23 protein-coding genes and 1 tRNA gene are annotated in these 25,780 nt (G+C 56.7%); 9 read left to right on the top strand and 15 right to left on the bottom strand.

The window, feature by feature from the left end; translation table 11 throughout:
* Positions 1-128: 128 nt before the first annotated feature.
* The 15 genes from FDQ92_RS13155 to FDQ92_RS13090 all read right to left on the bottom strand — a co-directional run bounded on the left by FDQ92_RS13155 (position 129) and on the right by FDQ92_RS13090 (position 16,027).
* Positions 129-722, bottom strand: a complete 594-nt coding sequence (locus tag FDQ92_RS13155; protein ID WP_137425316.1) for a DUF4125 family protein — start codon at positions 720-722, stop codon at positions 129-131.
* A gap of 17 nt (positions 723-739) precedes the next feature.
* Entirely contained in the window at positions 740-1,666 is a 927-nt protein-coding gene (locus FDQ92_RS13150; RefSeq protein ID WP_137425315.1) for an NAD-dependent epimerase/dehydratase family protein, read from the bottom strand.
* Positions 1,667-1,686: 20 nt separating this feature from the next.
* Positions 1,687-2,631 (bottom strand): DUF4037 domain-containing protein, encoded by a 945-nt coding sequence (locus tag FDQ92_RS13145; RefSeq protein WP_211341278.1) that lies wholly within the window; start codon positions 2,629-2,631, stop codon positions 1,687-1,689.
* A complete protein-coding gene (locus FDQ92_RS13140; RefSeq protein WP_137425314.1) occupies positions 2,628-3,161 on the bottom strand; it encodes a tetratricopeptide repeat protein in 534 nt (177 codons plus the stop codon). Before FDQ92_RS13140 ends, FDQ92_RS13145 begins: the two co-directional genes overlap by 4 nt.
* Before the next feature lie 93 nt (positions 3,162-3,254).
* Positions 3,255-3,731, bottom strand: a complete 477-nt coding sequence (locus FDQ92_RS13135; RefSeq protein ID WP_137425313.1) for an FKBP-type peptidyl-prolyl cis-trans isomerase — start codon at positions 3,729-3,731, stop codon at positions 3,255-3,257.
* A 243-nt stretch (positions 3,732-3,974) separates the two neighbouring features.
* Positions 3,975-4,115, bottom strand: a complete 141-nt coding sequence (locus FDQ92_RS15315; RefSeq protein ID WP_170180365.1) for a hypothetical protein — start codon at positions 4,113-4,115, stop codon at positions 3,975-3,977.
* A 342-nt stretch (positions 4,116-4,457) separates the two neighbouring features.
* The gene (gene meaB / locus FDQ92_RS13130) at positions 4,458-5,423 is read right to left on the bottom strand and encodes a methylmalonyl Co-A mutase-associated GTPase MeaB (protein ID WP_211341277.1); all 966 of its coding nucleotides are present in this window, start codon (positions 5,421-5,423) and stop codon (positions 4,458-4,460) included.
* Positions 5,424-5,497: 74 nt separating this feature from the next.
* A complete protein-coding gene (locus FDQ92_RS13125) occupies positions 5,498-5,926 on the bottom strand; it encodes a cobalamin B12-binding domain-containing protein (RefSeq protein WP_137425312.1) in 429 nt (142 codons plus the stop codon).
* A gap of 137 nt (positions 5,927-6,063) precedes the next feature.
* The gene (locus tag FDQ92_RS13120) at positions 6,064-8,157 is read right to left on the bottom strand and encodes a 3-hydroxyacyl-CoA dehydrogenase NAD-binding domain-containing protein (RefSeq protein ID WP_137425311.1); all 2,094 of its coding nucleotides are present in this window, start codon (positions 8,155-8,157) and stop codon (positions 6,064-6,066) included.
* A gap of 68 nt (positions 8,158-8,225) precedes the next feature.
* Positions 8,226-9,419, bottom strand: coding sequence for a thiolase family protein (locus FDQ92_RS13115; protein ID WP_137425310.1), 1,194 nt, complete (start codon positions 9,417-9,419; stop codon positions 8,226-8,228).
* A 151-nt stretch (positions 9,420-9,570) separates the two neighbouring features.
* Complete coding sequence (locus tag FDQ92_RS13110) at positions 9,571-10,911, bottom strand: MmgE/PrpD family protein (RefSeq protein WP_137425309.1); 1,341 nt, start codon at positions 10,909-10,911, stop codon at positions 9,571-9,573.
* A 295-nt stretch (positions 10,912-11,206) separates the two neighbouring features.
* Positions 11,207-11,512 carry a hypothetical protein gene (locus FDQ92_RS13105; protein WP_137425308.1) on the bottom strand — a complete coding sequence of 102 codons (306 nt, stop codon included), beginning with the start codon at positions 11,510-11,512 and terminating at the stop codon, positions 11,207-11,209.
* A gap of 64 nt (positions 11,513-11,576) precedes the next feature.
* Positions 11,577-13,322, bottom strand: coding sequence for a methylmalonyl-CoA mutase family protein (locus tag FDQ92_RS13100; protein WP_137425307.1), 1,746 nt, complete (start codon positions 13,320-13,322; stop codon positions 11,577-11,579).
* A gap of 150 nt (positions 13,323-13,472) precedes the next feature.
* Entirely contained in the window at positions 13,473-15,026 is a 1,554-nt protein-coding gene (locus FDQ92_RS13095; protein WP_137425306.1) for a class I adenylate-forming enzyme family protein, read from the bottom strand.
* Between the two features lie 924 nt (positions 15,027-15,950).
* Positions 15,951-16,027: transfer RNA gene (locus FDQ92_RS13090), tRNA-Arg, on the bottom strand.
* 183 nt (positions 16,028-16,210) lie between these two features.
* Between FDQ92_RS13090 and FDQ92_RS13085 the strand changes: the two genes are divergently transcribed.
* The 9 genes from FDQ92_RS13085 (at position 16,211) to fabZ (ending at position 25,695) form a co-directional block, all read left to right on the top strand.
* Entirely contained in the window at positions 16,211-16,432 is a 222-nt protein-coding gene (locus FDQ92_RS13085; RefSeq protein ID WP_137425305.1) for a hypothetical protein, read from the top strand.
* Positions 16,433-16,558: 126 nt separating this feature from the next.
* A complete protein-coding gene (gene lysS, locus FDQ92_RS13080) occupies positions 16,559-18,061 on the top strand; it encodes a lysine--tRNA ligase (protein WP_137425304.1) in 1,503 nt (500 codons plus the stop codon).
* Positions 18,058-19,299, top strand: coding sequence for a lipoprotein-releasing ABC transporter permease subunit (locus FDQ92_RS13075; RefSeq protein WP_137425303.1), 1,242 nt, complete (start codon positions 18,058-18,060; stop codon positions 19,297-19,299). The genes lysS and FDQ92_RS13075 overlap by 4 nt, the downstream gene beginning before the upstream one ends.
* Entirely contained in the window at positions 19,292-19,993 is a 702-nt protein-coding gene (locus tag FDQ92_RS13070) for an ABC transporter ATP-binding protein (protein ID WP_137425302.1), read from the top strand. The genes FDQ92_RS13075 and FDQ92_RS13070 overlap by 8 nt, the downstream gene beginning before the upstream one ends.
* A 21-nt stretch (positions 19,994-20,014) precedes the next feature.
* Entirely contained in the window at positions 20,015-20,365 is a 351-nt protein-coding gene (locus FDQ92_RS13065; protein WP_137425301.1) for a hypothetical protein, read from the top strand.
* 159 nt (positions 20,366-20,524) lie between these two features.
* Positions 20,525-23,167, top strand: coding sequence for an outer membrane protein assembly factor BamA (bamA, locus tag FDQ92_RS13060; RefSeq protein ID WP_170180364.1), 2,643 nt, complete (start codon positions 20,525-20,527; stop codon positions 23,165-23,167).
* Between the two features lie 419 nt (positions 23,168-23,586).
* Complete coding sequence (locus FDQ92_RS13055; protein WP_137425299.1) at positions 23,587-24,123, top strand: OmpH/Skp family outer membrane protein; 537 nt, start codon at positions 23,587-23,589, stop codon at positions 24,121-24,123.
* A gap of 47 nt (positions 24,124-24,170) precedes the next feature.
* A complete protein-coding gene (gene lpxD, locus FDQ92_RS13050; RefSeq protein WP_137425298.1) occupies positions 24,171-25,271 on the top strand; it encodes a UDP-3-O-(3-hydroxymyristoyl)glucosamine N-acyltransferase in 1,101 nt (366 codons plus the stop codon).
* Entirely contained in the window at positions 25,255-25,695 is a 441-nt protein-coding gene (fabZ, locus tag FDQ92_RS13045) for a 3-hydroxyacyl-ACP dehydratase FabZ (RefSeq protein WP_137425297.1), read from the top strand. The genes lpxD and fabZ overlap by 17 nt, the downstream gene beginning before the upstream one ends.
* Positions 25,696-25,780 lie beyond the last annotated feature (85 nt).

Genomic DNA, 25,780 nt, shown 5'->3' with positions numbered 1-25,780 from the left:
TACTTTTCTTCGAACTTCCTCGAGCTCCCTCAACCGCTTATCCAACAGTGTATCCATGCGAACGGTCTCCTTATGAATAAGAAAAATCGAGGCACGTCATTTCAGCGACAGTTCAAGACCCCATGCTCCTATTGCGTAGTCTGCCGGCGGGCGTTCTCGTCGGCCTCCACCAGAGAAGAATAGCCCAGCGCCTTAACCATATGCTCGTAAATCTCTTCGGTCATGTTTTCACCTTTGACCTGCCTGGCCACGATATCGCGGAACAGGTTGGTCAGAGTCACCGGGGAATAGGTTTCCAGCTCAGCCCGAAGATATCTTTCGAAGGATGTCTCCCCGGTGCCGTTCCCATCGTCCGTCATGGGGCGCCCACGGGCCATGAGGGCCGGATAGCGGGCCTCCATTTCGCGCTGCCATTGCAACTGAATCAAGACGATCTCCTCGATGAGCTCCGTGATCTCGACGTTGTTCTGCAATGGAGCAACCAGGTCTTCCATCCGGGCATACTTGAGCGTCATCAGATTCCGGTCCGCCTGCCGAGCCGCTTCCAAGTCTTGGAGATAGCTCCTCAAGGTGTCTTCCGACCAAACCGCGAACTGGGCCGCCCGCATAATTCGAAACCCTTCCTCGTCGTCCTGGCATGAGACCGGGTAGCGTGCCGGAACGCTTTTGAACATTTCCAATTCGATATCCAATATCTGGGATACCAGGCTTCTTGCGTCCATTACTTCTCCTCCTTCATTCAAGGGGTTGTTGACATGGATTGTCGATACCAATCATAGGCACTCTGCATGCCGGCATGAAAAGGTGTAAACGAAAAGTCCAGCGTTTCCTGAAGAAGCCTTCCGGAATAGATGAGATGATCATCCAGAGGAAAGGGAAGAGGGATGCGGAGACGGTCGATGGTCGCAACGTCCATCGGTCGTCTCGAGATCGTCTTACCCGAGACGGCTTCGATCACTTCGACCAATCTGCCGTAAGAAATGAGCTCATCGGCGGACACGTTGAAGGTCTTCCCGTATGCGGCCGAATTGAGCACGCAACGGGCAGTGGCCCTGGCGGCATCGTCCACCAAAACAAACTGAAACAACGGGAGATCGTGCTCCGGAATGACAACCGGCTCGCCACGCCGCACCAGATCGAAAAAATAACTTTCCCGCGGTGCGTAGTTGTACCTGCCATAAATGATGGTCGGACGCAGGCAGGTGTAGGGGACACTCCGTTGGGTGCAGTGGCGGCGCGCCGTCTGCTCGGTAAGCGCCTTTAAGTAACCGTAACTCGCCGCCGGACCAAGCGCGGGTTGGGGTGCAGTGACGATAGGAGCATTTTCGCGAACAGGCCGGATTTTTGTAGGTGCATAAACCGAAGCGGTGCTGATGAGGAGGTAATGTTTTATCGTATCCCTGGTCATCACCCGCATCAGGTCGTCGACATCCTGCGGGGCGTAGGCGCAAAAATCCACCACCGCATCCCAGGTCTTGTGCGGAAGAATCGCGCGCATCCCGGCAACGTCATTGCGGTCACAACGCAGCTCCCGAACGGTCGGCATATTCAGCGGCCGGTTTCCCCTGTTCACCACGTAAACGCAATTATCCGGATCCTGCGCCATTTCCTCTACAAAAACCCTTCCGAGAAAATAGCTGCCTCCGATCACCAGAATATTCTTCATGAGTTCCTCGTCTTTACCGATCAGCCGATCCAGACATCAAGGCCACGCAAACGCTCATCCCCGATGCGGCGCACAATCTCGGGACCATGGTCGGCCATAAATGAACCGGGGTGATCGGTCAGACCCTGCCGCTTCAGCTCTTCGATCAAGCCCACACACATGGCTTCAATCAAGTCCACCTTGTCCGCAAGGTTGGTCAAGGCGATAAGATCGCCGATCCGGCCATGGGCCCATAGCCCAAGAATCGGGAGGTCTTTCACGGCCCGGTGCATCCATTTGTAAAACGGGGTATATCTACGGTTCAATAGGAAGACCAGGGAAATGACGTCGGCACAGAATTTGGTTTCAGCATACTGCGCCGCGAACCATTCACCGCGTCGCAAGCACCGGGGAACATTGTACTGTCCGGCCTGGCCGATCGTCATGCAGCGAGATGCGATCTTCTTGAGCCTCACGTCCTCGGGATAAAACGCCAAGAGCGCGTTGCGCCTTCTGGTGAACTCTCCCAACGGATCCCAGAACACCTTTCCGTTGGTGCAGGCCGCCAAGCTGTTTTCCGGGAGCCAAAGCCAGTCGTTTACGTCGCGCGGCAGTTCTTTCATACCTGTAAACCGCTCATAAAAGCGGCTCGTTTCGAACACCCCGATCCGACCTGTCCCCCAGCGGCTGCTCCGGCGGGGCCCGTAGCCCAGAAAACGGGGGGGCAGAGCATCCAGCGCGGCCTGCAATTGCGGGCCGATTCGTTCATAATCTTCACTCTCCAGCCAGAGGCAGAAACCGGGCCCCCAGTCATGATCCCGAGAAATCTCGTCGTCGAACCCGAAACATTCCGAACCGTCTCCCACCAGACCCGCGGCAATGCGATCGATATCTTTGCCGAAATCCCTTCGGAGCATCGGCAGCCCGACAGCCCGAAAATACTGTTCGCAAAGATCAAGTCCTTTCATCGCTAGATTCTCATTCATCCAATGAGCCGCCTCAGCGTTTGGAGGTTCTTCTCGGTAAGCCCGGCTCGAACATCCTCCCCTTCAAGCCGGTACAAGGCCAATGCCCTGTCAAACCACTCGATGGCGGTACCCGGATCGCCTCCGACGGCATAGATGTAACCGAGGTTGGCGCACTGGTCGGCAACCCCGAGTCGGTAGGATTGCTCCTCGAAAATAGCAAGTGCCCGGCGGTAGCTTTCAACGGCGGAGAGTACCTCGCCTCTGTCCCGGTATACCGATCCGATATTGCCGAACTGCTCCGCCATCCTGATGAGATCTCCCCTTCGCCCGTAGATCAGGGCCGCCTCGTTGAATGAGATGAGAGCTTCGTCGAAGCGTTTCATGGCCACCCGTGCGTGGCCTATGTTATTATAAAGCTCCGCCAAGTCGCGAGTATCACTCCTCTCCTTAAACAATTCCAGCATCCTTTCGAATTGAACCAGAGCCTCTCGGTGCTCGCCCCTCTCCAGATGTTTCCTTCCCAGTTCATTCAAGGCTTCTATATCCATAGCCGCTCACCTCCTTCCAAAGCACGGGCCGAGTTCCCTGGTCCTCTCATCACGCCACAGCCGCGTACCGCCGATCCGGGGCTCAGGATATTTCTAAGGGACCCGCACATAGGCAATATCTACCTCATAATGCAATTCCTTTCCGGCATACGGATGGTTGCAATCCAGGTAGACCCAGTCACCGATATAGCCTTGCACCGTGGCCGAATCCAGCAAGACCCAGTCATCGATATAGCCTTGCACCGTGGCCGAATCCGACTCAAGATCCGGGGACAAAGGTTTAAACCTGTCGCCGACCGTTATCTTCTCGTGTTCGGGCAGATCATCTCTGTGCACCCTGATCACCCTTTCAGGCTTTCTCTCCCCGTATCCTTCCTCGGGAGGAACGACAACCGTCACTCTCTGCCCCTGCCTCAATCCCGCAAGTCTTTTCTCAAGTCCCGGCGGAAGCGCGCCGCATCCAAAGATGAACCTCACAGGTATGTGCTCGTACCTATCGTCAAGGACGTTCCCCTCTGCATCCTTAAGAACGTAAAACATGGTCACGATGGCACCTTTCTGGACAACCATATAAAGAACCCGTACGCAGAAGCGGTGGCTGAATCATTCAGCTGACAAGCCGGTGATTCATCAGCTCATCTCTGCATCAAATGTGCCGCAATGGTTCGAGCTCCCTTGATCAAATACCGAGCCTGCCTGCACCAGGCACCCGGATCCTCCATGCAATAATAAAAAGGACATCTCGTGCACAATGTGGTCATTTTGGCCGAAAACGATGCCTTGCCGGAAAAGCTCAACCGGGACATTCCCGGCTCAGCGTGCCTTGCGGGCCATGATCATCGTTTCGGCCGATACCGGGTATCGTTCGTCCTGAGGCATGGAAGCACGAATGTGATGGTTGGCCCTTCGATACCTCAGGGCGAGCGGAAACAGGTATACGGCTTGGTTGATCATGGCGCAGCTCCCGCGCAGGCACTGCTGGGAGCGCAGGAATGAACATGCCGGCAACAGATAGGCGAAAAAGAAGACAGGCAAAGAAGATTTCCGCGCCGGAGGAACTCTGAACCTCTTATGATCTTTCTATGTCCCGCCGGCGGCGGCTGAAGCGACACATGGCGACGCCTGTCAGGTCAGGCGAAAACTGAGCACCCGCAGGCCCCCGAGGAAATACAGATTATCTTCAGTTGTTTTTTGCATGGCCCCAAAAGCATAAATGACGTTCGTCGGCGGATTTCCCTGTTGCCCTTGGCAGGCTCATCCATATGCCGGAAACGGCACTCACATAGGCCCGTTGTCTCAAGTCCGAATTTCCGGGCAGCTCTGCGCAAACTGCTCAACAACCTCCTTAACGAACGAATAGGGATCACGCTCGCCACTCATCACCTGCCTGACAACACTGTCAAGATTTCCGTTGCGCTCCCATCCGCATCGCAAGTGGCGAGCGATTTCCTTCTCCAGCAAAACAAGAATTTCTTCCTTCACCTGCCGTTTCAGCCATTCAGAATCCCTTTGGCGGGATTCAAGCCGCTCAAGCATGACAGCAGCCAGCTGATCCATCCCACTACCCAGAACGGCGGAGGTTTTCACCACGGGCACATCCGGCGTGGATGGCCCGGCACCGAGCTCCAGCATGGCCTGAATATCAGCGACGACCTGATCCGCCCCGTCGAGGTCCGCCTTATTGACAACAAAAATGTCCGCAATTTCCATGACTCCAGCCTTGATGGCCTGGATAGCGTCTCCCGTTCCAGGGACACAAACGACGAGCACAAGATCTGCGGTCTTTACAACAGCCACCTCGTCTTGGCCTACCCCGACCGTCTCTATCAGCACTATCTGTTTCCCGAACGCGTCCATTATCTTCACGGCATCGCGGGCCGCCTGGCTCAATCCCCCGAGTGCCCCCCGAGTAGCCATAGAACGAACAAAGACACCCTCAAGAGCAGTCGCCTTACCCATTCGAAGGCGATCCCCCAGGAGCGCCCCCCCGGAGAATGGACTCGAGGGATCGACAGCGATGATACCCACATCGAAACCCAAATCGACAAGCTTTCGCGTGAGTCCGTCAACGAGGGTGCTTTTACCTGCCCCCGGAGGTCCGGTGATGCCGATGACCCGAGCATTGCCGCCTTTTCCATATATAGCCTTCATAGCGTCCAGCCAGCCGTCCTCCCTGTTCTCGACACGGGTTATCAGCCTGGCCATCGCCCGCAAAGACCCATTCTGCATGTCTTCGATCAATTTCTTCCAGGACTCTTCCATCAAAGCCTCATCTTGTTGGGTGCCCTCGGGTGGAATCCGTGCCCGTCACCTTTCAAGAAGAGCCGGTTCCTTCGTTATGCGACCGACTGGGAGCCGGGCCCTTGATTACGAACATGCGAGCGGATGAACTCCGCAATTTCGCCGATCGAGGTTCCCGCCGTGAATACCCCCGCAACCCCCATCTCCTTGAGCTTGGCAATGTCTTCTTCTGGAATCACACCACCGACAAGAACCATGATGTCACCGGCCTTCAGCTCGGCCAGCTTTTCGATTACCTTGCGCGTCATAGCCAAATGAGAACCGGAGAGAATCGAGAGCCCCACAACGTCCACATCCTCCTCCACCGCTGCCCGGGCGATGTCTTCGGGCTTTTGGCGCAGGCCGGTATAAACAACCTCAAAGCCCAGATCTCTAAGTCCGTAGGCTATCACCTGGGCACCACGGTCATGACCGTCGAGGCCCGGTTTCCCCACCAGAACTCTCACTCTTTTCTCGGTGTTCATCTAAATAACCTCTCCCACGGGACACAGGTTGTTCGATACAGACCACGGATGCGACTCCATCGCGCCCCCATGTCCGGAAACGCTGGCATCCATGGGTTGTAAAATCCCTGCCTCCCTCATCTCGGCTCACCGATGGGTCAAATAAGGCCTCTGTCCACGCCGCATGCGGCCAGTCGGCTAAACTCGGCAGCCGGGGTTAAAAAGGCCAATCCGTATTGGTCATGCAACTGTTGCAGGCGCTTCCTTGTCGCACTCACCCCCTTAAGACTTACGTAGCGACCAGGACCGTGCCAGCAGTCCGGAAAGCCTATTCCCAGGACCGCACCCAAGTCCATCGAGTAATAGTTCCTGAGAACACCTTCATCCAGGCAATGAAATGCCTGATTGACCATCGCAAGCAGTAACATCTCCTTGGCCGTTGCCGCATCGGGAACCGGCAGGCTTTCATTCCTCACAATGAATTGGAGCACTGACTCATCCGGTTGCGACCCGTTCTTGTAAAAGCAGGGCTTGCCCGCACCGACATAGCCGGCCTCGTACATGTTGATCATGGTCTTGGGGATTTCCGTGAACTCCGGCCGCCTGGACTTTAGGAATAACGCGGCGTGATAGATGACGTTTCCGCCCGCCGTTCCATATACATTCAACGGACCCTGTGGAAATCCGGCTTCCAACGCAAGACGGTCCACTTCCCATGGATTGATGCCCAGTTCGGCCAGGAAGAACCCCATCGTTACGTAGACTCCGAACGTTCGGCTGGTATAGAAGCCTGGACCGTCTCCGACGACGATGCAGGTCTTTCCCTGCTGCCGCCCTGTAACCACCGCCGTGGCGAGCGCACTTTCCGACGTTCGCGGCCCTTGGATCACCTCCAGCAAGGGCATCAGGGGTACGGGGGAAAAATAATGCATCCCGACAACCTGTTCAGGGCGGGCCGACTCGGCGGCGATTTCGTCCATGGGAATGGTCGAAGTATTCGACGCAAAAATAATGTCGGGATTCACGTCCTGCACCTGCTTCAATACTTTCCGTTTGAGCTCCAGGTCCTCGAAAACCGCCTCAATGACCAACGGCACATCCTTGAGGGCGGTATAGTCATCACCGACATTGATATTGGCCATGACGGAGGCCTTGCGCTCAGCGCTCCAGCGCCCCTTCCGCACCAGGGAATCGAGGCTGGAGTCTATATTTTCCACCGCTTTTTTCGCCGTCTTCAGATCGACATCCAAGAGAAGCACTCTAATGCCCCTGTCCGCACAGACCTGGGCAATACCCCGGCCCATCAGACCAGCACCCAGGATCGCGAGACGAGGCACTGCAACGGCCTTCTTCACGTTTGCCACAGCCAGCTTCGGGGCGATACTGGTCGTGAGGAAAAAAAAGTCGATCTTGTTGCGCACATTTTCATTTTCAATCAGCGGAGCGAAATATTTGATCTCGGCCCCAGCAGCTTCCTCGAACGGCAAGGTCAGACCTTCTTCAACGGCATCCAACACGGCGCGCAGGTAGGGTCTTTCGGGACAAACACAATACAAGGCTCGCGCCTGTTGAACGAGCTGCTTGCGTTCCTCGATGCCCTGGATGCCCGGCTCCTGCCATGTCGGGTCGTAGTTGCGATTGATAACTCCGGGATGATTCTTGAGCCATTTCCCAGCTTCCAGGAAGATTTCCTTTTTACCGACAATGCTCACCACCCCCGTAGGTACGTAGGCCTCGGCAGGAAGGACCTGTCCCTTCATCACCAGGTCCAGCATCTTCTCCAATCCGACCAGTCTCCTGAGAGACTCGGGACCGCCCCCTGCGGGAAACAAGCCGATATTGGTCTCCGGCAGCCCCATCCTACATCCTTCGGTCGCAAACACATGGTCGCAGGTCCACAGGATCATCTCGAAACCACCCCCCAATGCAGTCTGCCCCGTAAGCACAGCTACAACGGGAAACGGACTCTTGGCCAATTCGGAGAACACGTCTTGGAGACTGCGCACCATGTGTTTTAAGGCGAAAGCAGAGGCCGCGGTCCTTATCTCCTTGAGGTTCGCGCCGTCCAGGAAACTCTTCTGCTTTGCCGATGCCAGGATCACACCGTTCACGCCATCTTCGTTGGCCCTTCGGGTACATTCTGCAAGGTCTTTGATGAACTGTTCCCCTATGGCATTGACAGGGGCGGCGGTATCGATGAGGAATGTCGCCAATCGCATTTCGGAATCCAACCGATAGGTAACTTCCGGCATATGTAAACCTCCCTACTATATAGAGCACTTGGATAGACAGAGGCCGTCAGGAAAGCGACATCGCTTGCTTATACCTTGATTATCACGGCCTCTCCCTGGGTCAGGCCGCCGCAGATTGCAGCAATACCCATTCCGCCGCCCCTTCGCCGCAGCTCGTACATCATTGTCATGGTTATCCTGAGCCCTGAAGCACCAACTGGATGGCCAACGGCGATGGCTCCCCCATTGACATTGGTCTTGGCGATCAGCTCGAGCCACTTCCTGTCATCGCCTCCCGAAAGTATCCGTGTACTCACCAACGGCATGGCCGCAAACGCTTCGTTGATTTCGATGAGATCCATGTCCTCGATGGCCATGGCGGTCCTGCCCAGAAGCTTCTCGATAACCTTTGCGGGGATCCAGGAGATGCCAAACGGTTGATCGGTCCTACCCACCTGATCCACAATGGTGCCCAGCACCGGCAGGCCCAGCTCCTTGGCCTTTCTTTCCGTCATCACCACCATTGCGGAAGCACCGTCGTTGAGTCCGGGAGCGTTTCCCGCCGTGGTTGTTTTAGCTCCGAATACAGTCGGCAGCATTTCGATTGCGGCCACGGACCCGCCGGGACGGGGCATCTCGTCCTGGGCAAACAGATACCTCTCCCGACCCTTTACGACTGGAATGGGCGCCAGTTCGTCATCGAATTTACCTTCTCGCGCCGCCTTCTCCCATTTCAAATGGGATCCCATCGCAAAAGAATCCAGCATCCGTTTTGAAATGCCATACTTTTCCGCACCATCCGAGGCATCCACAGATACCGGATTATAGCCGGGATACGAAATCGGATATATCGGGTCCGGCAGCATGACGGACCCAATCCGGACTCCCGTCCTGAATTGACGGCTCCCATGCGGCGTACGGCTCATGGCCTCAACCCCGATCACAAGAGCAGACTCGATCTCGCCCAGTCGCATCCCCCAACAGGCCATTCGCAGACCCGTAAGAGGGGCACAACAAGCGGTATCGATGGTGGTTGTAAAAACATCAAGGCCGAGCTTCAGGCCAATCTGTCTTCCGGTAACCGAGCCAGTTTCAAAGGCGCTCGGAATACAGTTCCCAACGAAGATCTGCTGGATATCGGCTCCAATATCTCTCCCCGGTGCATTCAGCACCGCCTTGGCGGTATGGACGGCAACGTCGAGGGGCTCCATCTCGGACAGAGAACCCAAGTATCTACCAAAAGGTGTTCTCTTGGCGCTCACAATCACACATTTCTCAGCCATTCCAATCCTCCTCAATGACGATTTCTTCAACCGACACGGAATCTCCACGGGAGCCGGCAACACTCATGACCGCCTTCCGACCAATAACGCCAGCAAATACTCTTGCAAGCCTGTTTGGGCAACTTCCAAACCACTGGGTTTGCGAAACCTGCTAAATCTGTTCGATGATCCTCGGCATAGCGTCCAGCTTTTCCAAAGATACCACCTGATCTCTTAATTTCCGAGTCTTGGTGTCTCCAAGGACGGCTCGGCAGAGATCGGAAAATTTATCCCCTATTTTTCTTTTCTTCGTCTCCAGATCCGGAATGTCTTTCAAGATGTCCCACGTTTTCACATATTCCTCGCCGCCGTTGTCAACCAGCACTACGCGTGCTTCGAGGCCTCCGAGCCCATCGTCGAGCTCCAGCTTTACCTTCTTCATATACTCTGCGACCTCTGCGTCTCGAACCTTTTCATCGGTAAATGCCGTCATTCCCGTGTCCCTCCGCAGAATCGCATTGACCACGCAATAAGGAATGCTGAACTTTCCCTCCAGGCCGGAGGTCGGTGCAAGCTTTCCGGCGGCGTCGAGTGCGAGCTGTGACACAAAAACCTTGATCTCACGCAGATCCCGAGCCTTGATGCGGTGTGTTTCCACAAGCCATACGGCCGCCTCTATGGGAGAGTGTGTCGCATGACAAGAAGCATGGTATTTTTGCGCAAGCTTTTCGATGTCCCAGGTTTTCCCAAGCGATTCCAGCACGGCTTCTTTCACTTCTCCCTTCAAAACGGCAAAAAATCCGTGCGGTCCTTCCAAGATATCTTCGGCACTGGTAAAACCCTCTTTCGCAAGAAGGGCCGCCGTCAATCCGGCCTGGGAAGCCCTGCCCGCATGAAGTGGCTTGCACATGGTACCGAAAACCCTTTTGAGCCCGGCAGCCTGGGTCCCGGCAATGCCCAGCGCAAAAAGGGTCTGCTGCTCGTCCAGCTCAAGAAGCCTGGCGCTCGCCGCCGCGGAAGCAAGATGCCCAATGGTCGCCGTCGCGTGAGATCCCGACATGTAGTGGGGAAGGCCGGCACAGGCGCCGATGACAGCCGCGGCCTTCAAGCCTATGACATACGCGGTCAGGAAATCGATACCGCTTCTCCCCTGCCACTCGGCAAGGGCCAAAAGAGAAGGAAACAAGGTTACCGAAGGATGCCCAAGAGAGGCTTCGAGGGTATCGTCGAAATCCAGGGCGTGCGAAGCCGAACCATTGATCAGCGCAGCCTGCTCAAGCGATTTCTTGACACCGTATCCCAGGATCGTCGCCTGCTCGTTCCCACCCATGAGCTCCGAGTAGGCGATCAGTTTCTTCACAAGGGGATCCTCCTTACCCCCAAGGGTTACACCCAGCCAGTCCAAAAATGCAACCTTGGCATGCTCGTAAACCACTGAGGGAATCCCCCCGGCGTTGTATCCGGCGATGAAGCCGGCGAGCCTCCTCGTCATCGGCATAACGGTCTTTTCCATCTAAGCCCGTCCTTCAATCCAAGATGTGGTGAATTGTGAATAGAGCCTGTCCAGAAACGAGCTCATCAAAGTCGGCCCCTGAGGTTCTTTGTTCCTGTAGGAACGGGCTTGGCCGCGACCGGAGTCGCCGGCAAGCCGGCTCCTACAGGGCATGAGCCGCTCCTTGTGCGCCCTTTCGCGAGCCGCCCCTACGCGAGAAAACGGACACTCAATCCTCAGAAGGCTGAAGTATATTCTTAGACAGCCTCATAGGACCACTCCGCCGCGTGGCGGTACGCAACCCGGACTCGTTATCTCATTGTTTATGCCAGGGCAGCCGGGCTTCAGGGTTCGACCAGAACCAAGCGAGAAACAGCGACAGAACAAAGCCCCCGGCGGCAAAGCATGCGACCTCCTTCGCCGCCAGATCGACCGCTGTGGCCGACATGAGAAGCCAGCCACCGATGACGATGTTGACCCATGCCCAAATGACGTTGGTCACCGCACTTGACGTCCGGCTGAACGGCGTCATATGCCGATCCCCACAGATTCCGCGCACCAGATGCGGAATAGCATTGAACAGCAGCGCCCCCGAAACGAAAGTCAGAACGCTTTCTTCCACGGTTGATTCCCTTCTCCTCAATATGGACAAAAGCCTGCTCGTTGCACTCCCGCGGCCGACGATCCTACAACTTGGTCGGCTGCGCCTCCCCGAAGACCTCCCTCAGCACATCGCATATCTCTTGAAGGGTTGCATAAGATTTCACGCATGCCAGAATATCCGGCATCAGATTTTTCGATTCGTCGGCGGCATTTAGTTTCAGCCGGTCAAGATGCTCTCTCAGAGCCCGTCCGTCCCGTTCCCGCTTGAGCCGCGTCAGGCTCTCACATTTGCGGCGTTCCGCCGTTTCAAGCAATTCAGGCGCATAGACCTCCTCGACGGTGCGGCTCACCTCAACGTCAATCTCGTGAGGTCCGTTAAAACAATTCACACCAACGACGAACTCTTCCTGTCTTTCTATCTTCCTCTGCTTTTCATAGGCGCTTCGCGCCACAGCCTTTTTCATATATCCGCTTTCTATAGCGGGCACCGCCCCTCCCATCTTTTCGATCCTTTCGAACTCCTCCCATGCAGCCTCCTCGATTTCATTGGTAAGCGATTCCATGAAATACGACCCGGCCCATGGATCGCTCACTCCACCTACCTTTGCCTCGTATATGAGGATGCGAGTGGCGTCATGTGAAAGTTGCTGGGCCTCCAGGCTGTGTCCCAGGCCGAGCGGTTCATCATAGGGGGGAAATGTGCCGGGAATGCCGCCGGACATGCCTGCGGCCAGACCCCCTACCACGGCCCGGCTCAGGTTGTTGAGGGGCCGCTGCAGCGTGGTGCTTGAACAGCCGATATGGGCGGTGGATATCTGCCGGATCATCATCGACCGGGGGTTTTTCGCGCCGAACCTGTTTTTCAGCAGACCGGCCCACATCCGACGAGCGGCGCGTTGAAAGGCGATCTCATGATAGATCTCCATGCTTCCGCCAAAGGCGTTGAAGGTGAATTGGGGAGCGAACGAATCGATGTTCAGCCCGGCATCGACCCCGGCCTGAAGATATGCGGCTCCAATGGCCATACTGAAAGCAAGATCCTGCTCCCGCGTGGCACCGGCCTCTCTTATATGATAGCCGCCGATGCTCGTTATGTTGAATTTCGGCATCTTTTCGGTGCAAAAGACCAAGATATCGCGAAAGAGCCGCAGAGACGGCCCCGGTGGAAATATGTACATTCCCCGGGCAATATATTCCTTGAGAGTGTCGTTTTGCGGTGTCCCGCGTAAAGCGGCAAGGGGAACACCTCGCTTTTCGGCAAGAGCGGCGTACATGGCGATAATGACCGCAGCGGGAGCATTGATGGTAAAATTGGAAGATATTCGATCCAATTCCAGCTCCCCGGTGTATGGTTCATAGATGATCTCAAAGTCGCGCAAGCTGTCAATCGCGACCCCTACGCGGCCCACTTCGCCTTCCGCCCACGGGCTGTCCGAATCGTACCCGCATTGGGTCGGTAGATCCAAGGCCATGTTGGGTCCACCCTTGCGGCCCATGGCGTGCATGCGCACCAGGTAGTCGCGATAGTCCTCCGGAGTCCCAAAGCCGGCGTACTTCCCTACACTGCCCGCCCCCCACTCATAACGTTCCTGGGCCCTGGCCATCTTGGCCGCAAATGCCTGCCACCGGGGTACCACATCATTGCCGGCCGTGAAAGGGTATTGCCCGGGAAACCCCACCTTGGAGAGAAAATCGAAATCCCCCAATAGGTCAGGCGAGTAAAAGGATACCGGATTCTCCTCAAGGCCCAGTTTTTCGAGCGCCTTGGAAACCACCTTTTCCTGCCATTCTTTCCGCTCATGCGCTATTTTTTCGTTTGCTGAGCTCACTTACACACCTCTTCCAAGACTGTAGAATTCTTATTCAACCAAGCACTGCATCGCCTCACCCGCGAATCGCTGTCCAAACCCACCACGCCGCACCCAGAGCTTTTGGTGCTTTCCCCTCAGGCAGGCACTCCCTTTGTCAGAAAGGCCTCTCTAATCGAAGACGGTGGCTTCCGCTTCCTTGAGAGCCGACTTCCTGATCTTTCCGCTGGACGTCATGGGCAATGAATCCACCAGCACAATATGCGTGGGAAACTTATACCTGGCTACCTTGCCGTCCAGGTAGGAATATATCTCGTCCCTTGTAATTGTTTCCCCCTTCTTGCAGACTATGAATGCCTTGCCTGTCTCTCCCCACTTATCATCAGGCACACCTATGATGGAAACATTCTCTATTTTAGGATGTTCACACAGAACCCTTTCTATCTCCGCCGGGTAGACGTTTTCGCCCCCGCTCCGATACATGTCTTTAGCCCTGTCCACGATGTAGAAATACCCGTCCTTGTCCGTATATCCAAGATCACCTGTGTGAAGCACACCGTTGACGATCGTTTCCCTTGTCTTCTCGGGATTATTCCAGTAACCGGTCATGACCGTAGGACCGGTCGCAACAATCTCCCCTATCTCGCCGGGAGGAAGTCTCCTGCCATTCGAATCCTCGATCCAAACCTCCGTAAAGAAGCCAGGCAGGCCGATAGATCCAGCTTTTCGCGTGATATCCGCTTTCGGCAGCATCATCATGGCGGAATTTTCCGTCTGGCCAAAACCGGTTTGCATGTACAATCCCTTTTCCGCCAACTCCTTTATGAGGCTCGCAGGCGTACGCTCCCCGCCGCCCAGGACAACCCTCACACTGCTCGTGTCGACGCCATCCAGCGCTTTTGCCTGGAGCACGAACCGCCACATCGTGGTAAGGGCAAAAATGACCGTAACGCGATAGCGCTGGATATCGGCGGCAAACTGCTCCGGCCGGAAATTGGCCCGCATGACCAGTGTCGCTCCCCTGCACAGGACGGGTGTTGCGATAATGAATAAACCTCCTGAATGAAACAGCGGTAATTGCGACAAAAATACATCCTCTTCCCGCATGTCGGTATACAGTATGATTTGGAAGTTCTTGTAGTAGGTCTGTTCGTGGGACAAAACCGCTCCCTTGGGACTACCGGTGACTCCGGAAGTGTAGATGATGGCCAAAGGATCGGACAGCTTCACGGATTCCGCCACCACCGGCTCATCGCAGGGCTGCTCTCGAAGCAGTTCATGATAGTCCCGCGCCCAGGCGCCACAATCACCTCGCTCTGAGGCGCCGCTTCGCAGGACGATGAATTTGTCTTCCTCCACTTGTGTCGATGAGCGTATGGGCTCGATATTCTTGGCGAAGGCATCATGAAACACGATCAGGCGCGCGCCGGAGTTCTTTAGTTGATACTCGATCTCCGGGGCGACCATGCGGAAGTTGAGCGGGGCAAAGATAAGTCCAAGCTTTGCGGCGGCCATATAAATGGCCAGGAATTCAGGACAGTTGAGAAGATCGACGGATATGCGGTCCCCTTTTTTTAGACCAAGTGATTGCAACAAATGCGCGATCCGATTGGTTTCATCGTTCAGCTGCTTATAAGTTATAGGATTATCTTCGAAAATAAGCGCAGGTTTGTTCGGGCTGACCATCGCCCTCTTGCTCATGATTTTGCCGATACTCCATTCCATGGTTACGAATCCCCTCTATTATGTCATTAACCTACCATCGGATGCATGGGGAATACAATCATTCCCCATGCGGCCATACCAACACACAACCGCCTTAGATGCACAGGAGCTCAAAACCGGCAGCTCACCGTGATCATGAAGTTGTGAATATCGGTCTCCGCATCGATTTCGTCGCCGAAGTACGGCGAATAGACGACCTGGTTTTGGGTGAGGTTTTCGCTCTCATTGTTGTTAACCTTTCATGTGGGCTGAGGATTCACTCCGGTAGGTTACTCGGAGAGCGATCCACTCAGTAATCTCCCAAAAGAGCCCTACGTTGGCTGAAAGGGAGAATTCGTCATCGACGTCGAAATCCACCGTTCCCAGCTCAGTCGCATATCCAAACCCTTGTGGCAGCAAGCCGGGTGGCACCTGGTTCTCGATCCCGGGAATTCTGAGTCTCAGTCTGACGCCCTCATTCGAGTACCCTGAGCGTCTCCCCATTGTCAAGACAAAAAATTGAGTCATATAAGGTGTATTCTTGAAGCCTGCACAGAGTTAAAAGATAATTGTTATTTGACATAGACCTGATAAGGGGTTTGATATCCCAAGGACGTCTGATCAGCTCTGGTCAAGACAGAGAGCTTTTCCCACCTATGTGAGCAAAGATCAGTGTTACAGACAGCGGGGGTTATTCTTTGAGGTTCAGCTTGCCCCTGCTCTTCTGATGAGCATCGACCAAGCTTTGACCAGATCGAGATTGATTAAACCCGGAGAATTCTTTTGGCGTGTCTCGCTACACAAAGTTGTAGGGATGGGGGTTGCGAGAACAAACCCCCATTATTGTTTCTAGAGAGGTAGGGCGGCAAACCGCAGTTCGCGTACGTAATGCGTGCATAAAGCAAAGATGGGTTACGAGCAATCCTCGTAACCCCTTGATTTCTCTGGCGCGCCTGGAGGGAATCGAACCCCCGACCCACGGATTAGAAGTCCGTTGCTCTGTCCGGCTGAGCTACAGGCGCTCGCCACTCGAAAGCCCCCGCAAAGAACCTTCGGCGGGGCGCCGAAGAAAATAGACGGTGTAATCGTGGAGTGTCAACCGGTAGTTTCGCCTCCTCCTCCCGGCCCGCCGCTCCCCCGCCGGGTCGCAACGGGCGCCTTTTCCTTTGCCAACGGCGGGAAAAACCAGTAAACGAATGGCTGGTATGGAAATCAACGGTGGCGTTTTCCTCTGTTATCCCAACGCGGGGAGTCGTGGGAGCATGAACAAGTCGACCGCCTGGATCTGCCTGTCCGGTGGCGTTTTCCTCCTGGTCCTGGGCGTCCTTGACCTCATCGCCGAAGGCAAATGGGTGCTGTTCATCTTGAGCCTCCTGATTATCTCCTTCAGCCTGTCCAGCCTGTTCAAGAAATCGCAGAATTCCTGAGTCCTCTCCGCATCGCGTTCCGGCCTGACCCTTGACGGCAGGCACCAAATCATCTAACGTCAGTCCGCTTCGGACCTGGGAGACTTCAACCGCACCAGACGGTACAGCGGAAAGGACCCGCAAGGAATGGACGACCTCAACCTGGTGATGCGCGAGCGGCTTCGAAAAGCGGAAGAACTGGAGCAAAGCGGTTGGGCTCTTTTCCCCAACGGCCTCGCGGTGTCGGATCACATCGGCGACATCCTGCGCGACCATGGATCGAAAAGCGCCGAGGAGCTGGAGGACCAGGCTCCAGAGTTCACAGTGGCCGGCCGCGTGATGGCGATCCGGTCCTTCGGTAAGTCCACGTTCATGCACATTCTGGACGCCCAGGGCCGCATCCAGCTCTATTTTCAGCGAAACGAACTGGGGGAAGAGCGATACGATTTCGCCAAGAAGCTCGACATCGGAGACATCATTCGGGTACGGGGGCGGCTGTTCAAGACGCGCACCGGCGAACTCACGCTCTTCGTCCACGCCTTCGACCTCCTCACCAAGAACCTTCGCCCGCTTCCCGAAAAATACCACGGCCTGAAAGACGTCGAAACCCGATACCGCCAGCGCTATGTGGACCTCATCGTGAACGAATCCGTCCGGGAGACGTTCGTCAAGCGAAGCGCCATCATTCAGGCGGTCCGGGAGTTTCTTTGCGAGCGCGGGTTCCTGGAAGTGGAAACGCCCATGATGCAGGCCATCCCGGGGGGAGCCACGGCGAAGCCGTTCAAGACGTACCACAACGCCCTGGGCATGGAGCTTTATCTTCGGATCGCCCCGGAGCTCTACCTGAAACGGCTGCTGGTGGGCGGATTCGAGCGGGTCTTCGAGCTGAACCGGAATTTCAGAAACGAAGGCATTTCCACCCAGCACAATCCCGAGTTCACCATGCTGGAATTCTACCAGGCTTACGCCACCTATGAAGACCTGATGACGCTCACTGAGGAGCTGTTCGCCCACGTGGCTCATCGGGTAAACGGTGGGAGCCTCCAGCTGACTTACCAGAACCAGCTCATCGACCTCACACCTCCCTGGCGGCGCTACCGGCTCTACGAAGCCCTGACGCAGCTCGGAAACGTCCCCGAGGAGGCCATCGAAGACTTCGAGGCGGCGCTCCGTTTTTCCCGCGCTCACGGGATTCAGGCGGAAAAGTACGAGGGACACGGGAAGCTGCTCACCAAGCTTTTCGACGTCCTGGTGGAACCGCTTCTGGTTCAGCCCACCTTCATCACCCACTACCCCTTGGAAGTTTCCCCGCTTTCCAGGAGAAACGAGGTGGAGCCGGATCTCACGGACCGTTTCGAACTGTTCATCGCCGGGCGGGAGATGGCCAACGCGTTTTCCGAACTGAACGATCCGCGGGATCAGAGGGCTCGGTTTCAGCGGCAGCTGGCGTCCCGCGAGGCCGGGGACGAAGAGGCGCACCTCATGGACGAGGATTACATCCGGGCCCTCGAATACGGCATGCCCCCGGCCGCCGGCGAGGGGATCGGCATCGACCGCCTGGTGATGCTCTTCACCGATGCACCGAGCATCCGGGACGTGATCCTCTTTCCACTCCTGAGATCGGAGAAAAAGACCCAGACGCCTCTATGAACTTCGAACTCATCGTCAGTCTCCGATACCTTCTGGGCAAGAGGCGGCATGCCTTTATCTCCCTGATCACGCTCATTTCCATGGCGGGGGTGGCGGTCGGAGTGACGGCACTCATCGTGGTACTCGCCGTGATGAACGGATTCCAGGAAGACCTGCGGGATCGGATCCTGGGGGTCACGTCTCATGTGGTGATCGGCCATTTCCAGGGCAACATCGACGATTATGAAGCCATCGTGAAGGCGGCCGAAGCCAGTGAAGGCGTCGTGGCCGCCACGCCTTTCATTTACACTCAGGTGATGCTCAATTCGGGAAAGAACATTTCGGGAGCCATCGTCCGGGGAATCGATCCCGAAACGTCTCACCGGGTGACCGGAATCCGCAAGAACCTGCTGGAAGGCGACCTGGAAGCGCTCAAGCCCCCTTCTGGTTCGACGGAAGCGGAACACCGCGCGGGAATCGTGCTCGGCGTCGAACTGGCGAAAAACCTTGGAGTCGGAACCGGCGACTACCTCACGGTCATCGCCCCGTCCGGCCGGCTGACGCCGGTGGGCCGTGTCCCCAAGAGCCAGATGTTTCGGGTGGTGGGGCTGTTTCAATCCGGCATGTACGAATATGACAACACCCTCGCCTACGTGCACGTGGAGTCGGCGCAGCAACTTCTCGGTATCGGCGACGTGGTTTCGGGGGTCGAGGTCCGCGTGGAAGATATTTACAAGGCCCATGCGGTGGCGGAGCGGCTCCGCGAAAAGCTGGGCTATCCTTACTGGGTCAGGGACTGGATGCAGATGAATCAGAACCTTTTTTCGGCCTTGAAGCTGGAAAAAGTGGTGATGTTTATCATTTTGACGCTGATCGTCCTGGTGGCGGCCTTCAACATCGTGAGTTCCCTCATCATGATGGTCATGGAGAAAACGCGCGATATCGCCATATTGAAAGCCATGGGGGCGAGCACGTCGAGCATCCGGAGAATCTTCGTCCTGGAAGGCCTCATGATCGGTGTCGTGGGCACCCTTTTCGGCCTGGCCGGGGGCTTTTCATTGTGTGGCCTGCTGAAGCGCTACCAGTTCATCGAACTTCCTCGCGACGTCTATTACATTTCGACGCTGCCGGTCCGGATGGAAATGACCGATGTGACCCTCATCGCGCTGGCCGCGGTGGCCATTTGCCTCGGTGCCACCCTCTACCCGTCCGGGCAGGCCGCGAAACTCAATCCGGCGGAAGCTCTGCGCTATGAATGAGACCGTCAACCACCGCCAGGCCGCACATATTCACGCCCTGGGTATCGGAAAAGTCTTTCAGAACGGACCGCTACGAATCGAGCTCTTCCGGGACCTGGAACTGGTCATCCAGCGGGGGGAACGGCTTGCCATCGTCGGCGCATCGGGTGCCGGAAAGTCGACGCTGCTTCACATCCTGGGGACTTTGGACCGGCCCACATCCGGGAAGGTCCTTTTCGGCGGCGACGACGTGCTGGCCTGGAACGACCGGGAACTGGCAGGATTCAGGAACCGGAGCATCGGGTTTGTTTTTCAGTTCCATTACCTGCTGCCCGAATTCAGCGCCCTGGAGAACGTGATGATGCCGGGGCACATTGCGGGAAGGCCCCGGCGGGAGTTGCGCGGGGAAGCGGAAGCCTTGCTGGAGCGGCTGGGACTGGCGGATCGGGCCCAACATCGACCGGCCGAAATGTCCGGAGGCGAACAGCAGCGGGTGGCGGTGGCTCGTGCACTCCTCATGAAACCCAAGGTGGTCCTGGCCGACGAGCCGACCGGAAACCTGGATACGCGGACGGGGCGGCAGCTGCACGACCTGCTGGTTTCGCTCAACGAAGAACTCCGCATCACCATGGTGGTGGTGACGCACAACCGCGAACTGGCGTCGTTGATGCATCGGACACTTCGCTTGGTGAACGGACAGCTTAAAGAGGCATAAAAGGGTTGGTAGCGTTCTAAAGTGGAGACTTTAAGCAAAAAGGTTAACGAAGGTCAGAAAATCCCCCTCTCCCCCTCTCCCACAAGGGGAAGGGAAATAGAATGGGTGCAGATCTTTTGCTTCTTGTTCCCAAGCTCCAGCTTGGAAACACAAGTGTGCAGAAGCTCCAGCTTCGGTGAGGCCGTTCCCAAGCCAGAGCTTGGCAACGAGGGGAAAGACCACTTCGAGATCCTGGCGAGCTCCCTAGAAAGACAGCGCGTTTCAGCTGTAGCAGGAGGGAAGCTGGAGCTTCCCGGGCAGGGCGTTCCCAAGCTGGAGCTTGGGAACGAGGGGAAAATCCCTCTCTCCCTTGATGGGAGAGGGTTGGGGTGAGGATGAGAAAATTAACGTATGTCAATCAGTTACGTTCCCCTCCCCTTAATCCCCTCCCACAAGGGGAGGGGAAATAGAATTTGGTATCAAATATTACGTCTATTATTTTTTACGCTACCAAAGGGTTCGTGGTCGAAAAAACCAAGGAAGCTCAGACGGATGCGTAAACTCGTCCTCCCCCTGCTTATGGTGCTGGCCGCGGGTGTCGCCTCCGCGCAGGAACCCTCCCCTCGAATTGCCGTGGCTCCTTTCGCGGTGTTCACCCAAGACCCCATGCCCACCCTCGGGCGCATGGCCCAGGATCTCCTGACCCGCGCCCTGGGTGAACAGGGCGTCGACGCGGTACCGTCGGAGCAGGCGGCTCAGGCGGCGCAGTCTATTGGTGGCGTGCGGGATCCGGATGAGGCTTCCGCGCTGGGCCGGCGACTGGAAGCCGACTATGTCGTCTACGGCAGCCTGACTCAGGTGGGCCAGCGGTTCAGCCTGGACGCCACCCTGGTGGACCTCCGGGAAGGCAGGCCCCCCCAAGCCCTGTTTGCCGAAGCCGCATCCATCGACCAGTTGGCCTCCGCCACCCGTGAACTCACACAGCAGGTGGTGGTCCACGTCCTTGCAAAAGCCCTGATCGCGGACATCCAGGTGCGTGGCAACGAACGGATCGAAGCCGACGCCATCCGCATCAATCTGAAGAACCGTAAAGGGGAGGTGCTGCGTCCCGACGTGGTCCGCGAAGACATCAAGACCATTTACCAGATGGGCTATTTCGAGTCGGTGGAGGCGGAGGTGAGCGACAGTCCGGCCGGCAAGATCCTCACCTTCGTGGTCCGCGAAAAACCCACGGTGATTGATGTCCGGATTGAAGGAAACAAGGAAATCGACGACAAGGATATCCTCGCCGCCATTTCCACCAAACCGTACACCGTGCTTCAGCCCAACGTGGTCACCGAGGACGTGCAGCGCATCCTGTCCCTATACCATCAAAAGGCGTATTTCGATGCCGAAGTGGACCACGTCATCCAGTTTCCTAAGGATCCCCGCCAGGCCGTGGTCACCTTCAACATCCGTGAAAACAATAAAATCTACATCAAGAGGATCGATTTCATCGGCAACCACAGCTTTTCCGACCGGAAGCTCCGAAGCGTCATGGAAACCAAAAAACGGGGCTGGTTTCACTGGTTCAGCGACAAGGGCGTGCTGCAGCGCGATGTTCTGGAAACCGACGTGGACCGCCTGACCGCCTTTTACCACGATCAGGGATTCATGGACGCTCGTGTGGGCTCGCCCGAGGTGAAGCAGGACGGTGAAGGCTTCACGGTGGAGTTTCCCATCGAAGAGGGCGAACGGTACCGAATGAGTTCGGTGGGCATAGCCGGGGATCTCCAGGAACTGAACGAAACGCTCCAGGATCAGCTCGAACTGAAGGAGGGGGACTATTTCAGCCGCGAGAAGCTTCGAAACGACCTGAAGAAGATCACCACCGCCTACATGGACGAAGGCTACGCCTATACCGAAGTGAACCCGAGGGTCATCCGCCGGCCGGAAGATAACACGGCGGACGTGATATATGAGGTGCACAAGGGTAAAAAGATCCATATCGAGCGCATCACCATTTCAGGCAACGTGAAGACGCAGGACAAGGTGATCCGGCGCCAGTTCACACTCGCTGAAGGCGACACATACAGCGCGAGCGCGCTGGAACGTACGAACCTCAACCTCAAGCGCCTGGATTACTTCGAGGAAGCCGAAATCCTTCCTTCCCAGGGCACCGAGGAAGACGCGATGAACCTCCACGTGCGCGTCAAGGAAAAGTCCACCGGATCGTTCAGCGTGGGCGGCGGCTTTTCTTCGGACGAGGGTGTGTTCATCGGCGGGGACATCCTTCAGCGCAACTTGTTCGGCCGGGGCCAGCAGTTGGCTCTCAAGGCCTACCTTGGAGGCGAAACGCAGCGTTATTCAATTAGTTTCACTGAGCCATGGCTTTTCGACAAGCCGCTCTCGCTCGGCTTCGACATTTACGATTGGTACCGGGAATACAACGATTTCGACAAGGACGCCCAAGGAGGCAAGGTACGGATCAGCCATCCTTTTGGAAACTGGAGCCGCTGGCACCTCGCCTACGTCCTCGAGGACGCGGAAGTGACCGACGTAGACGACGACGCCGCAGTCATCATCCAGGATCAAGAGGGTAGACAGCTGAAAAGCGCCGTGATGGGGTCCATCGAACGGGACAGCACCGACCACCCGTTTATGCCGACCCGGGGGTCCGTAAACAGTTTGTCCTTAGAGTTTTCCAGCCCTTATCTGGGAAGCGACAGCGATTTTGTAAGCGCCGTCATCGATTCCGGCCGGTACTTCCCGTTGTTCTGGAAATTCGTGGGCTTCGTGCGAGGCAACGTCGGATGGATCGTGGAACTCGACGAGGATAATCCCGTTCCGATCTACGAACGCTTCTTCCTGGGCGGTATCAATTCCATCCGCGCCTTCGACTGGGGCGACGTCGGCCCCGAGGATCCCGAGACTGGAGACAGCATCGGGGGCTTGAAGTTTGGGCTCGTTAATTTAGAATTGCTTTTCCCGTTGATCGAAAAGCTCGGGGTCCGCGGTGTGATGTTCTTCGACGCGGGCAATGCCTTCGACGACGATGAAGACTTCCGAATATCGGATTTCCGAACGGGGGCGGGCGGAGGCATCCGGTGGAACTCGCCCATGGGACCCCTGCGGATCGAGTGGGGCTACAACCTCGATCCGGAACCCGGAGAAAGCAAGAGCAAGTGGCAGTTCTCCATGGGAGGGTTTTTCTGATAAACGAAACGGTGAATTTCAGACTGCAAGGCAGTAAAAAGCTGCCCGAGAATACCCTTGACTCTTTTGGGGATTGAGTGTCCGTTTTTTTTCGCGTAGGGGCGGTTCGCGAACGGCACTTAAGGAGCGATTGATGCCTTGTAGGAGCCGGCTTGCCGGCGATCAAAGTCAACGGGGTATTGCCGGTTTTACGGGTCGCGGGCAAGCCCGCTCCTACCGATAACGGAAAATCGAGGCTGCCCCGTGACGGAACACCGGCCCTTTTCCCTTTTTGTAGGAGCCGGCTTGCCGCCGATCAGGGTCAACGGGGTGTTGCCGGTTTTACGGGTCGCGGGCAAGCCCGCTCCTACAAGGAGAAGTAACCTCAGAGCCCAACTTTTGTGAGCTTGTTTTTGAGCAAGCGCTAAGAGGAGAGTTGCATGAAAAAGTTTCTAGCATCTGTTGCGGTCGTTTTCGGCTTACTGGCAAGCGTTGCGCTACCGCCGGCTCATGGAGCGGATGTGAAGATCGGCTACTTCGACCTTCAGGCTGTCCTGGATCAGTCCCGGTGGGGGAAGCAAGCCAAGGAAGAATTCCAGGCCAAGAAGGCGGAAATGGAGTCGGAGGTCGAGGAGAAGTCGGATGCGTTCCAGAAGGCGCGGGAATCCTTCGAAAAGCAGCAGGCCATGCTGGATGACGAGGCGAAAAGGAAAAAAGTCACCGAACTCCGGCAGATGCAGTCCGAAGGCGAAAAGCTTCTCATGCAGACCAACACGGAACTGAACCGCTTGTCCCAGAAACTCACCGCCCCGATCATCGACAAGATCATAGAAATCGTGCAGAAGATGGGAAAGGATCAAAAATACGACTACATTTTTGAAGTTCAAAAAGGCGGCCTGGTTTACGCCACAGAAAAAACGGACCTCACCAAAGCGGTGATCAATGAACTGGACAAGGCAGGACCGGCGAAACCCTAGCCCGGCCGTTCAGGGAGTCTGCATCCCCCTGGAGGAAGAACACCACCATGACCGTCCATCAAAAGTCGGCCTATACGCTGGGGGAACTCGCTGAAATTCTTGGCGTGCCGTACCGCGGGGATCCGGCGATCGTCATCCGCGGGGTCGGCCCTCTGGAAGCGGCGGAACCGGATCGCCTGAGCTTTCTCGCCAATGCAAAGTACGCTTCCATGGTGCCTCGTTCCCGGGCAGGAGCCATCGTGGTGGAGCCGTCGCTGGCCGACACCATGGACCGACCTCTTCTCCTGTCCGAACGGCCCTACCTGACCATGGCCCGCGCCGCACAGCTCTTCCACCGCCTGCCGCCTTTGAACGACGGGGTGCATGAGACGGCGTTCGTGGCCGAGGGCGTCGAGCTGGGCCCCGAGGTGCGCGTGGGCCCTCTGGTTCACCTGGGTTCAGGCTCCCGGATCGGAGCCCGGACGCGGGTCTACGGGTCCGCCTATATCGGATGCGGCGTAAGTGTCGGCGAAGACTGCCTGATCTACCCCGGCGTGTACATTCTGGACGGATGCCGCATCGGCGACCGGGTGATTGTGCACAGCGGAACCGTGATTGGAAGCGACGGCTACGGTTTCGCCCAGGACGAACAGGGCCGTCACGTCAAGATCCCGCAGTCGGGGATCGTTCAGATCGACGACGATGTGGAAATCGGGGCGAACTGCACCGTCGATCGAGCGACCTTCGGAAAGACCTGGATCCAGCGGGGAACGAAGATCGACAACCTCGTGCAGTTGGCCCACAACGTGGTGGTGGGCGAACATTCCCTTCTGGTCGCCCAGGTGGGAATCGCCGGAAGCACTCGGCTGGGCCGCCACGTGGTGCTCGGAGGCCAGGTGGGCGTAGTCGGCCATATCGAACTCGGCGACGCCGTCCGCGTCGGGGCTCAATCGGGAGTCGCTCATTCGGTGGAACCGGGCAAGGATCTGATTGGAAGTCCTGCTGTGGAGCACCGGCAATGGTTCCGGACCCATGCGAACATCCAGCGGCTGCCGCGCATGAAAAACCAGATCCGCGAACTTCAAAAGCGCGTCGCAGAGCTTGAAGGCTACCTGAAACAGCTGCGCCCGCAGGCCGAGGAGGACGAGGTCCATGAGTCGAACGATTGAGGAGATTATCGCGACCTTGCCGCACCGCTATCCGTTCCTTCTTGTGGACCGCATATTGGAAATCAACGAAGATTCGGTGGTGGGCTTGAAGAACGTCACCATCAACGAACCTTTCTTCCAGGGTCACTTCCCGGGGCGACCGTTGATGCCGGGAGTACTCATCATGGAAGCGCTGGCCCAAACGGGAGGCATCCTGGCGTTCCAGGTGATGGAGAAGCCGAAAAATGCACCGGTCTATTTCCTTGGTATGGACAAGGTGCGCTTCAGGCGGCCGGTGCGTCCTGGAGACCAGTTGATCCTCAAGTTGAAGATCATGAAGCGGAAGGGCCCCATCTTCAAGATGAAGGGCGAAGCCTACGTGAACGAACAGCTCGTGGCCGAAGGGGAACTGATGGCGACCGTCGAAAGCGATGCGATTGCGTAGCGCCCGACGCATCAGCGACCGATTCAGTTGCGCGGAAACCCGCCGGGGCGAAGGACCTCCCCCTTCGCCCCGCCGGCCTTCCGCC

This window comes from Desulfoglaeba alkanexedens ALDC (assembly GCF_005377625.1).
In the GTDB taxonomy this organism is placed as follows: Bacteria; Desulfobacterota; Syntrophobacteria; order Syntrophobacterales; family DSM-9756; genus Desulfoglaeba; species Desulfoglaeba alkanexedens.
This window is presented reverse-complemented; position numbering and strand designations above follow the sequence as displayed.